The sequence below is a fragment of the Hanstruepera marina genome, from assembly GCF_019880635.1.
Lineage (GTDB): Bacteria > Bacteroidota > Bacteroidia > Flavobacteriales > Flavobacteriaceae > Hanstruepera > Hanstruepera marina.
Window position 1 is genome coordinate 373,817 of the sequence record NZ_JAINVX010000002.1, and the last position, 12,382, is coordinate 386,198.

9 protein-coding genes are annotated in these 12,382 nt (G+C 34.3%); 8 read left to right on the forward strand and 1 reads right to left on the reverse strand.

The window, feature by feature from the left end:
• From K7G76_RS09465 to K7G76_RS15490, 7 genes are all read left to right on the forward strand, one after another.
• Positions 1–942, forward strand: a complete 942-nt coding sequence (locus K7G76_RS09465) for a glycosyltransferase family 2 protein (protein ID WP_223033959.1) — start codon at positions 1–3, stop codon at positions 940–942.
• Between the two features lies 1 nt (position 943).
• Complete coding sequence (gene asnB / locus K7G76_RS09470; protein ID WP_223033960.1) at positions 944–2,782, forward strand: asparagine synthase (glutamine-hydrolyzing); 1,839 nt, start codon at positions 944–946, stop codon at positions 2,780–2,782.
• Positions 2,779–3,966, forward strand: a complete 1,188-nt coding sequence (locus tag K7G76_RS09475) for a glycosyltransferase family 4 protein (protein ID WP_223033961.1) — start codon at positions 2,779–2,781, stop codon at positions 3,964–3,966. The genes asnB (K7G76_RS09470) and K7G76_RS09475 overlap by 4 nt, the downstream gene beginning before the upstream one ends.
• Positions 3,967–4,063: 97 nt before the next feature.
• On the forward strand, positions 4,064–5,446 hold the full coding sequence (locus K7G76_RS09480) for an asparagine synthetase B family protein (protein ID WP_223033962.1): 1,383 nt from the start codon (positions 4,064–4,066) through the stop codon (positions 5,444–5,446).
• Between the two features lie 9 nt (positions 5,447–5,455).
• Entirely contained in the window at positions 5,456–7,285 is a 1,830-nt protein-coding gene (gene asnB, locus K7G76_RS09485) for an asparagine synthase (glutamine-hydrolyzing) (protein WP_223033963.1), read from the forward strand.
• Positions 7,282–8,403, forward strand: a complete 1,122-nt coding sequence (locus K7G76_RS09490; protein ID WP_223033964.1) for a glycosyltransferase family 4 protein — start codon at positions 7,282–7,284, stop codon at positions 8,401–8,403. Before asnB (K7G76_RS09485) ends, K7G76_RS09490 begins: the two co-directional genes overlap by 4 nt.
• Positions 8,404–8,424: 21 nt before the next feature.
• Complete coding sequence (locus K7G76_RS15490) at positions 8,425–9,600, forward strand: glycosyltransferase family 4 protein (RefSeq protein ID WP_223033965.1); 1,176 nt, start codon at positions 8,425–8,427, stop codon at positions 9,598–9,600.
• A 19-nt stretch (positions 9,601–9,619) separates the two neighbouring features.
• On the opposite strand, the gene K7G76_RS09500 is transcribed toward K7G76_RS15490, so the two are convergent.
• Positions 9,620–9,835 (reverse strand): hypothetical protein, encoded by a 216-nt coding sequence (locus tag K7G76_RS09500; RefSeq protein WP_223033966.1) that lies wholly within the window; start codon positions 9,833–9,835, stop codon positions 9,620–9,622.
• A gap of 1,602 nt (positions 9,836–11,437) precedes the next feature.
• On the opposite strand from K7G76_RS09500, the gene K7G76_RS09505 reads away from it, so the two are divergent.
• Complete coding sequence (locus K7G76_RS09505; RefSeq protein ID WP_223033967.1) at positions 11,438–12,187, forward strand: hypothetical protein; 750 nt, start codon at positions 11,438–11,440, stop codon at positions 12,185–12,187.
• Positions 12,188–12,382 lie beyond the last annotated feature (195 nt).

The following is a 12,382-nucleotide window of genomic DNA, read 5'->3' on the forward strand; positions in this document are numbered from 1 at the left end:
ATGAAAAAGAACCCCGTAGTCAGTATATGTATGATTACTTATAACCATGAGGCGTTTATTGAGCAGGCTATTAATAGTGTGTTAATGCAAATAATGGAGTATGAATTTGAGTTAGTTGTAGTAAATGATTGTTCAACGGATAACACGCATGTAATCATTGAATCTTTAAAAAAATCTAATCCAAAAGGGGAATTTATTAAGTATATAAATCACTCTAAAAATATCGGGATGATATCAAATTTTATTTTTGCACTAAAAAGTTGCAGAGGTAAATATATTGCATTGTGCGAAGGTGATGATTATTGGACTGACCAACTTAAATTACAAAAACAAATTGATTTTTTAGAAAAAAATTTGGATTATATATTAATTGGAAACAATGCAAATTTATGTTTAGAAAAAATTGAAAAATATAAGCAAATTAAAAAAATAGGTTCCGCTTATGAAGATTATACACCTAATGATTTTATAAAGCAAAACCCATTTGTGACTGCAATGACAGTTTTTAGAAATATTGATTTTCATAACTTGGAAAATATCTTATTAGAGTTTAAAGTTGGGGATTGGCCATTATTTACTTACTTATCGAGTATGGGAAAAACCCGGTTTTTTGCTAAATCAACAGGGTTTTACAGGACTCACTCAAATAGTGTTACAAGTAAAAATAGGGTTGAATATTTGTCATTCAAGAATGAATTAACTAATAGAATGAAGCATGCTAAATATTGGAATGATTTTTTTGGAGGAAAATATGATAAAACACTTGACCAAATAATGAAAAAACGTTCGAGGCAGTTATCCCATATAGCACTAAAAAATAAAGATTTTAGAGTTGCAATATATTATAGTCAGTTTATTCAAGTCAAAGAATTAAAAAAAATAAAATCTAAATTTATTGTCAGTGTACTTAAATTGCTATATAATTTAAACTTTTTCAAATAGTATGTGTGGTTTTTTAGCAGAGTTTACTTATACTGGCACAAACGTAACGGAAGTTTCCGCTTTTGAAATGCTTTTAAGTCTGTCAACACACCGCGGACCAGATTTTACTGAGACTTTTAAGGGAGAGTATTATCAATTAGGATTTAACCGGTTGGCTATATTGGATGTTAGTCAGTTAGGGAATCAGCCCAAACGGAGTCCATCAGGTCGATATCATGTAGTATTTAATGGTGAGATATATAACTACAAAGAACTGGAGCAAAACTACCAGCTTAAAAACTTGGTTTCAACTTCAGATACCGAGGTTTTGGTACACATGCTGGATAAGTTGGGTGTTGAAAAGACCATATCCCAACTCAATGGTATGTTTGCGATGGCGATTATGGATACAAATACAGATAAAATGTATCTAACACGTGATTTCGCAGGTATAAAACCCCTGTTTTATGGGGTGGCAAAACAAGGTTTGGTGTCAGCTTCACAATTTAATCAGATATTCAAGCATCCTTGGTTTAGAGACAATTTAAATTACCGACCAGAAGTAATAAAAGAATATTTTGCCTTTGGATACATGCAGGCACCAAATACAATTTTTAAATCAATTTATCAGATTAACCCTGGAGAGTTATTGATATGTGATAAAAAAGGGAATATTAAAAAACAAATAATTCAGAGTTTTGATTTTTTAGGATTATCAAATGCAAAAACCAATCCTCAAAAACTAAAGCAGAAAGTAGTTAAGGCTACACAATCGCAATTGGTAAGCCATGTGCCTTTGGGAACCTTCTTAAGCGGAGGAATAGACAGTCCTTTGATTACAGCAGTGGCAAATGAGCATAAAAATAATGTTACAGCTTTTACTTTGGAGGTTGAGCATAAAGATTTAAACGAAAGTCATGTAGCCAAGGCTTATGCTAAAAACCTAAAAGTCAAGCATACTATCGAAAGTATCCAAACAGATAACTTGTTGCATATTATAGACGAACATTTTCAAAAGTTTTCAGAACCTTTTGGCGATTACTCAAGCATTCCAACGTTTTTGATTTCTAAAAAAGCAAAAAAACAATTTACGGTTATGCTTTCTGGTGATGGTGGAGACGAATTGTTCTGGGGATATCCCAGATTTTGGGATGTATATAGAAAACGACATTGGTTTTCAGTGCCTCTTAAAACAAGAAAACCAATTATACGCCTATTGAATAAATTGAAACTGATTCATACATGGGCACCCTATAATTACAAAAACCTAACCGATTTTATAAGAGGTAAACACAGTCATATAAATCCTGATAAACTGAATAATATCTTCGAGGACATATCATTTTCTAAAGAGTTCAACGAACTTTATGGCAGTATAAATACAACATCCAGAACAAGCTTATGGAAAGGGATGAGGTGGAATGAGTTTTACGGTCATATGCAAAGGGTCTTGATAAAAGTAGACCGTATGAGTATGGCTAATAGCATGGAAGTGCGGGTGCCTTTTTTGGATAAAGAGGTGATTGAAGAAGCTTTAAAGTTGGACCCAAAAAGTATAAGAAAACCTGAAGATCTTAAAAGAACACTTAAGGATATGCTAGCAGATTATATTCCTAAAAACATCATCTTCCAACAAAAAAAAGGGTTTGCAGTACCTATGGAATCTTGGTTGAAAAGCGAACTTAAAGCAGATGTAAAGAGTGTAATATTTGATAAGCCTATTTATGGGAATGAAATTATTAAACAGAAGGAATTAAGGCAATACGTCAAAGATTTTTATTTAGATAAACATAATTCAGCTTGGGGTGTCTGGCACATTTATGCTTGGCAAAAATGGGCGCTTAAAGAAAAATTAATATGAAACCTTTAAAAATAGCCATTTTTTCGGGTGCTATCCCAAGTTCTACATTTATTGAAGAGCTTATTAAAGGTGTAGCACAACATCATAAAGTGCTTTTATTTGGAGTTATTGAAACTCCTAAAATTTATAAATCCAAAAACATAAAAGTATACAGCACACCCTATTCGCATATTAAAAATCTAATGTATACGCTGTACCGTCTAGCACAATTACTATTAAAACGTCCTTTAGATAGTGTAAAGCTATTTCAGGAAATTAAAAAATACCCAAGATTTTACGATCAATGGATATGGTTTTCAAAATTCTTACCTATTGTATTGCATAAACCAGATGTGATACATTTGCAATGGGCAAGGGATATGGAATTCTATACCTTTTTAAAAACAAAGTTCAATATACCTGTAATCGTAAGTTTAAGAGGCGCACATATCAATTATACGCCTATTGTAGAAGGACATATTGCTCAACTGTATAAAAAATATTTTCCTGTTGTCGATGGTTTTCATGCAGTTTCGGTGGCTATTGCTTTGGAAGCACAAAAGTATAATGCAGAACCTTCAAAAATAAATTTGATACACTCTCCGGTGCCTAGGAAAACTTTTAAGCTATTCAGTAACATTAAAAAAAACAATGGTCCAATAAAAATACTGTCAATTGGGCGCTTCCACTGGAAAAAAGGCTATAAATATGCACTGGATGCCTGTTCTATTCTAAAGGAAAAAGGGATACAGTTTGAGTATACTATTATAAGTTCTAATAAAGTGTCTGAAGAGATTTTGTTTCAAATGTATCAATTAGATCTTGTAAACCAAGTCAAGATTGTAAAAGGGAAGACTCAAAATGAATTGTTTCAGGTTATGAAAACGTATGATGTCCTCTTATTGCCCAGTTTAGAAGAGGGTATTGCCAACGTGGTACTGGAAGCAATGGCTCTGGGACTCCCAGTAATATCTACAGATTGTGGCGGGATGACTGAAGTTGTGAAATTAAATGAATCAGGCTGGTTGGTACCTGTAAGGAATCCAAATGCTATGGCCCAAGCTATTTTGGATTTTCAGGAAACACCTGAAAATGTCGTAAATAGTATAACCCAACAAGCGCATGATTTGGTTAAAAAAGAATTTAATAAGGAAAATTGTATAGAGAAGTTTTTAACTTTATATACTTCGGTTGCAAATAAATAAGAGCCAAATAGAGAAAACGCATGATGGGGGAATTCTTAAAAAAGATTTTGTATTCTGATTTTTTAAATATTACCTATATTAGGCAACAACAACAGACATGCAGGTAAAAACCCCAATTATTCCAATTAATCAAACCTTTGCAGGTGTAAAAGCACAGCATAGTTTGAATTTAGAGGCTATTTGTGTGTTTGCGGCTATGGGTTTTTTTTTAGATACCGATACATATTGGAAAGATCAGGTAGTCTTGAAACCGGCCAGTTACAATACATTGAACAATCAAAATTCGCTTGTAAATTCTGAATCCTGGTTTAAATGGTATTACACACCTAGAGTTGTGTCATTTAATGATGCAGTAGAAGAATTTGGTCATTTATTTGAAACTATTATATCAGAACAGTCTAAAGGGCATAAAGTAATTTTACCTTTGTCCGGAGGCTTGGATAGTAGAACGCAAGCAGTGGCTTTAAGAAGTATAAATGCCGATGTGTTTTCTTATGGATACCACTTCGAAAATGGCTATAAAGAAACTAAAATAGCAAAGCAAATAGCAAATTCGTGTAATTTTGATTTTAGACCATTTACAATTCCAAGCGGGTATTTATGGGATAAACTGGATAAATTATCAGAATTAAATCAATGCTATTCCGATTTTACAGCGCCACGTCAAATGGCAATATACGATGAATTTGACACAATGGGTACTAAATTTAATTTGGGGCATTGGGGCGATGTGTTATTTGATTCTATGGACCTACCACAATTATCAAAAGAAGAGGAACTTGAAATCATGCAATTAAAACTGTTGAAGAAAGGTGGACTGGAATTGGCCACTAATCTATGGGCAGTATGGGGTTTAAGCGGCGATTTTAAAACCTACTATAAAGGGAGAATAGAGAAATTACTGGATGAAATACAAATTGAAAACACAAATGCCAAGTTAAGGGCGTTTAAAAGTTTATATTGGGCACCGCGATGGACATCTGTAAATCTATCAGTATTCAAGGCAAAACACCCTATTGGGTTGCCGTATTACGACAACCGTATGTGCGAATTTATTTGCTCAATTCCTGAAGACTATCTAAAAAATCGTCAAATTCAAATAGCATATATTAAAAATAAAGCTCCAGAATTGGCTAAAATTACCTGGCAACAAATGATTCCATTTAATTTAAATAACTATAGGCTTAATAAAGCACCTTACAATATACCCTACAAACTGGCTAATAAAGTTAAGCGTTTACTAAAAGAGGGTATAGGTAAACCACATGTTTTACGGAATTGGGAATTACAATTTTTAGGAAAATCTAATCAATTGGGTTTAGATAGAACTATATCAATGTTAAAAAGTAATAATTGCATACCAGAAGATTTTATAAACCAAACGGTTGTCGATTTTAAATTAAACCCGAATCCTAAAACGGCACATCAATTAAATATGATTTTGGCAGTTTTATATCAGTCTAATATAAACAATGATTAAATTTGATGTATGTGTGGGTTTTTAGTTGAGTACAATTGCAATTCTCAAATTGGAATAAATAAAAGTAACTTTTTGAATATTTTAGCGCTCTCCAATACTAGGGGGCCTGATAGCCAAAATTATTGGTCTAATAATGTTAATATTCAAATGGGATTTAACCGCTTGGCAATTTTAGATTTGTCAAATGCTGCAAACCAACCGATGATTAGCAAAAATAATAAATTCACTATAGTGTTCAACGGTGAAATTTATAACCATTTGGAATTAAGAAAAAAATTAAGTTACAATAAATTCTGTACTACAAGTGATACGGAAACCATTACAGTTTGCCTAGAGGAATGGGGGATTCTAAAAACGGTAAAGGCATTGAATGGTATGTTCGCATTATCAATTGTTAATAATAAAACGAATGAGGTTACTTTAGTACGTGATTTTGCGGGCATAAAACCTTTGTTTTATGCCTGGAATGGTAGTACGCTTGTAGCTGCCTCCCAATACGACCAAATAACAAGTCACCCGCTATTTAATAGTAAATCAATAGATCCTAGTGTACTGAAATTGTATTTGCAACAGCATTTTGTGCCAGCTCCCTTTGGTTTGTATGACAATACATATCAAGTTTTGCCTGGTGAAATGATTACAATTACGCAAACTGGTAAAAAAACGCATACCAGGTATTGGAAACTGCCCACCAGTCTGAATTATCAAATAAAGGATAGTCAAGAAGCAGAATCATATATTGCAACCGTTTTAGATTCAAGTGTGAAATCTCAACTGTTGTCTGATGTGCCATTAGGTGCTTTTTTATCGGGTGGTGTGGATTCAGCTTTAATCTGTACAGCCCTAAAAAACAACCAGAAAAATCCTAAAGTATTTACTATAGGTTCTGATAGTAAGGTGCATGACGAATCCAAAAGAGCTCAAAAGATAGCCAAGGCTTTACACTTAAAACAAGCTATTCAGCATCTCACCGCTAATGATATGATGATGTATTGGGATGAAGCTATAGCAGCACTTCACGAACCCTTGGCAGATATTAGTATTCTACCAACCTTTCTAGTGTCTAAACTGGCAAAGAAAGAAGTAACAGTGGCATTAAGCGGGGATGGGGGTGACGAATTGTTTTTTGGTTATGAACGTTTTTGGAGTATTGGAAAAAATATAAAATATCAACATCTCCCCAGTTTGTTTAAAAAAGCTATTTATGGAGTAGATAAATATACGTCAGGAAATCAGCGGGTAAATGCGGCACTTTTGGCAAAATCTCAAGCGGCAGCACATCAAGGATTACATTCTAGGTTCCGAAAAGAATGGTTATATAAAATAGCTCCAGATTTACAAAAGGAGGATATACCAGAAGGATATAATGTGTATAATTACAGTAATTCTAAAGACGCAAGAGCCCTTATGTCCAATATCCGTCATGCAGAGTTCTATGGTATGATGCAAAAAACACTCCGAAAGGTAGATTTAGCAAGCATGCAAAATAGTTTGGAGGTGAGAGTACCATTTTTAGACAAAGAGATGATTGAAGCTAGTTTAAAAATGGATCCACTAATCAGTTTTGGGGGTGCTAATCGAAAAAAAGTACTTAAAGGAATACTGCATAATAGAATTCCCTCAATTCCTAACGAGACTGTAAAAAAAGGGTTTTCTATACCCTTATCAAGTTGGATACGAAAAGATTTAAAGACTGTTTTTTCGGAACGGCTTTTAGAAGGTGATGCAGTTAAATTTGGTTTTGAAAAAAAAGCTATTGAGTCCATGCTTCAAGATCATATTCAAGAAAAAGGCGATTTCAAGTGGCCTTTATTTACACTTTATGCGCTTTTAAAATGAAAAAAATAAAAGTACTATTTACAATACCAAATTTTGACACGGCGGGTAGTGGTAAAGCATTGTTTAATGTGGCTACAAGATTGGATTCAAAAAAATTTGAACCACATATTGCCTGTATGCATAATAAAGGAGACTTTTTTAAAACAGTTGAGCAATCAGGAATCCCGATTCATATTTTACAATATACTTGTACTATGAAACCATATTTTAAAGGGATAAGCAACTGTTATAAAATTAGCAAACAGTTTAAAGCTATTAAACCAGATATTATTCATAGTTTTCATTATGCGGCCGACTATTCTGAAGCTTTAGCTTCTAAAATGGCCGGAATTAAATGGGTATATACTAAAAAGAATATGAATTGGGGAGGGACATCAAAAAATGCATGGAAAGTAAGAAGTTACTTAGCAACAGCCATTGCTATTCAAAATACAGATATGGAAAAACTTTTTTTTCCAAACTCAAACAAAACTAGGCTCATCCCTAGAGGGGTAAATACAAAAGAATTTACACCAAAATACCGAGATGTAAACTTGGCAAAACAATGGCAGATAAAACCCAACCAGCGTATTATTATGTGTATAGCTAACCTAGTGCCAATAAAAGGAATTGATGTCTTATTAAAGGCATTTAATAAAACAACAAAAAGCCAGTCTGATTGGAGATTAATGATTGTTGGTGACAATAATAATGCTTATGGTGAAGAAATGGAAAAACTCATGCACCAATTAAAGTTAAAAGATCAAGTAATTTTTTGTGGCAAGCAAAGTCAAATGGAAAACTATTTGAGTTTAGCGGAAATAGTGGTTTTACCAACATTAAATAAGGGGCGGAAAGAAGGATCTCCCGTTTCATTATTAGAAGCCATGTCTGCTGGTAAAAATGTTCTAGGCTCAAATATTCCTGGAATTAAAGACCAATTAAAAGATTTTCCCCAGAGCTTAATAAAGGCTGGATGCGTAGACTCATGGAGTCATGCACTTTCACTGTGTATGAATAGGACCAAAGAAGATAATAAGGAATTGGGTATGCAGTTCAGATTACATGTTAAAGAAAATTATACAATTGAAAGGGAAGTGAAAAGGACAGAACAAATGTTTTTAAAAATCTTGAAGTAAAAAAATAATAAATTTATAATAGTGAAAATAGGACTCGTTTTATCGAAACCACCAGCATATTCAGAAACATTTTTTAATAACAAAATTAAAGGGTTACAAGAGGCTGGTTATAAGGTGGTTTTATTGGTGCAAAACGATAATGCTTCGTTTAGCTTATGTGAAACCAAAAAAGCACCAAAAGTATATAAACGGTCATATATTCAATTGTTCAAATCACTATGGGTCTTTATAACGCTTTTACCATATTCAAAACGTTTAGTGCGTTTTTATAGATTAGAAATAGCCGCTAAACGCTCTAAAATTCAGATATTAAAAAATTGTTACAATAATGCACATTTACTTAAGGCTAATGTAGATTGGTTACATTTTGGGTTTGGTACATTGGCATTACAAAGTGAGCATGTGGCTAAAGCAATCAACGCCAAATTCGCGGTAAGTTTTCGTGGCTTCGATGTAGATGTGTACCCGTTAAAACATCCAAATTGTTATAAATTGTTATGGACTAAAGTGGACAAAGTACATGGTATTTCCAAGTATATATTAGGCAAAGCTAAAACTTTTGGATTGCCTGGCCATGTGCCAACAGAAATTATCACACCAGCTATCGACACACAATTGTTTGATAATAAAGTAGAAATATTACCAAAACCTGAAAGCACATTGTATTTTTTAACCGTAGGGCGTTTGCATTGGATAAAAGGTTTTATCGAGACTTTGGAAGCTTTGGCGCAATTAAAACAGAATGGGATAAAATTTAACTATATCATCATTGGTGAAGGGCAAGAATTTGAACCAATAAAATTTGCCGCACACCAGTTAAATATATATGATGAGGTGAAATTAATAGGTAAGCAAGCTCATAAAAGGGTAGTAGAGTATATGGCTCAAGCTGATTTGTATCTACAATATAGCTATTCAGAAGGCTTCTGTAATGCGGTTCTGGAAGCCCAAGCAATGGGTTGTCTATGTGTAGTGTCCGATGGAGGAGGCTTAACCGAAAATATATTACATGGACAAACAGGTTGGGTGGTACCAAAACGGAATCCAAAAGCCCTGGCAGAAAAAATAAAAGAAGTGATAAATTTACCTGAAGATGAAAAAGTCAGAATAGCTAAACAGGCTAGACAAAGGGTGAAAGACCAATTTAACCTAACAAAACACCATAGGGAGTGGTTAGAATTTTATCAAAATGGTTAAATCAATTTGACTTTAAAAGTTAAGAAGATTGGGGAATACGCCCATTAATCATTTTAAATACTTCGGCGTATGGCAAACCTAAATAGTCACAAGCCTCTGCAATAGTGATAACTTGATGCTTATCTTTTCCATGCAATAACCGAATATCACGAATAACCTCCCGGGCATAGCGTTCACTACGTCCTGTAATAAATGAAATTTCTTTAGCATAAATACACATCCTATAAATTGACATTTTAAAATGGTGTTAAGTACAAAGCACAATGGAGCCTTGTTAATTTTAAAAGAGTTTGTCTTGTGGGAATTGAAAAGCTATAGAAGTAGAAACCTACTTTAAACAAACAACGTAAAAAGAAATAGTTTTCTTACATATTGTAACGGTTTTTATTAAAAGTTTAACAGACTTCAAACAATATCATCTTAAGAACCTCATTTAAATTCAAGAAGTCATCATATTATTCACAGACTTAATGCTTTGAAATATAAAGGCTAGACAGAGAGTTTGAAGATGACTTAAATAATCAAAAACCATTAGCTATCTATTACATCCATGTTTTCCAATTCATATGTAATAGTAATTAATTTAGTATTTATATAAGGCCCTCTCGATCTAGTTTTACCACGGTGTTAAAAGTAAGTCTAGACCTTTTGGGTTCTTTTTGCGGCAATGGCAAAAAGAACAAATAAAAAAATCGCCAGTTTTTAATTATCATGGTAAAGGCGATACGCCAGCGTCAATCTGTAAATACAATAGACAATTATTTAAATAATAATCATAATCTCATAAAATAAAACTACCACCACAAAGAATAAAAATTAATCCTTAAACCCACAATTAAGGCATCGTGCTAGAAGGTCAAGAAAGTCAGCATCAGCCTAGCGTTTTTTGTTACTTGCCTGTAGTGAGCCTGTCGAACTATTTGGACAATGCAAAAAAGTAAGGGAAACAAAATGCCATAAATCAAAACTCACGTCTCTTCGTCTAACAATGAGTGCTTCAAGAATTGTAAATATATATTAAAGTAAGCCTCTCCTTTTAGTTACGACCGAACCTTAAAATTTGCCCGGTGGACTATTTTAGTAAAGGAACCTGCCTGCCGGTAGGTAGGCGAGCCAGCGCATTGGCATGACGCGGCAATCTCACTGTCACATTGAGCAAGCCTGTATCAAGCAATGTCACACTGAGCTTGTCGAAGTGCTGTCGAAGTGCTGTCAAAGTGCTTTCAAATCAACGATGTGCAACCATAATAGCAAAGTATTTATAATGTAGAATAAAAAAGTTTTTGTCATTGCGAGGGGCTTACGACTTGGCTATCTCACTATCACATTGAGCAAGCCTGTATCAAGCAATGTCACACTGAGCCTGTCGAAGTGCTGTCGAAGCGCTCTCGAAACATCGAAGTGCTGTTGAAACAGCGAAGCATGGTTGCTATTTAGAAAAGGCGTGAAATATTTAATCCCTAATCCTACGATCAAGCATGGCTTAAGTATGGCTTCGGTATGGATAAAGTATGAATGAAACATATAGGAACAAATGGTAATAAAAGCTAGCAGTGGAAAAAATAGACACTATCGGTAGGGCTAACAAAAAATTAAAAAATTATGAAATTCAGGCACCTAAAACAGCATAAAGAAAAGTATACCAACTATTGAGCCTTTAGGATAAATCTAAATAATGTGGCAGGTACGGTAATGCATCAGCTACTGTTTGTGATAACTTCATCAAACCATTTGAAAGGGGATATATAATAACCGACGGCCGAGGTGATTTGCGCAACCAAATCAAATGGATAAATAATTGTAAAACGTGTTTTTAAAACACATAAAAATTAAAAAAATGGCAAAATTAAAAAGCATAATCAAGATCGAAGGAACCCTGGACGATCTTACCTTTTACAAGGGCAAAGAGGGGTATTTGGTAAAAACCAAAAGTGGGGTAAGTAAAAAAAGGATAGAAAACGATCCGGCTTTTGCAAGAACCCGTGAAAATGGTTCAGAATTTGGCATGGCAGCCTCAAGTGGCAAAATGTTAAGGCAGGCTATTCTCAACCTGATGTCCGATGCCAAAGACAATTTGGTGACGTCAAGATTGACCCAAGTCATGATGAGGGTGAAAAATGCAGATACAACCAGTCCTAGAGGTCAGCGTACAGTGGCGGTTGGAATTCTAACACCCAATGGGCAACAGGCTTTAAACGGATTCAATTTTAACGATAGGGCCAAGTTAAGTGCGGTATTATTATCCGATTTTACGTTGGATACGGCAACAGGAGAAATTACCATTGCCGATTTTGCACCAAATCAAAATCTGGCAATACCCGAAGGAGCAACCCATGTGAGTTTAGAGTCGGGATTTTTGAACCTGGACTTTGCTACAGGCGATAAAGACTTAGAATTAAGTCCTATCACAAACCTGCCCATAGACAATACCTTGAGTACGGTTACTCTAACACCGGCAGCAGTACCTGTCGGAATGGGTACCCAGGCCTATTTCTTAAAGATAGCCTTCTACCAAGAGATTAATGCCGTACAGTACCCATTAAATAATGGAGCTTACAATGCATTGCAAATGGTCGGGCTGATCTAAATGGAAAGAATGGAGTAAGTAGAGCCTGTGGAAACACAGGCTCTTTTTGTTGTATGCTATTTACCATGAGTAAAAAGTAAAGGCAATGGTTTTCATACGGCAAAACGAGTCTATTAAAAATGAAGAATAATTAACTAGACAACCTACTGCCCACTACCCACTACCTACTACTAATCCCTAAATAAACACAAAATA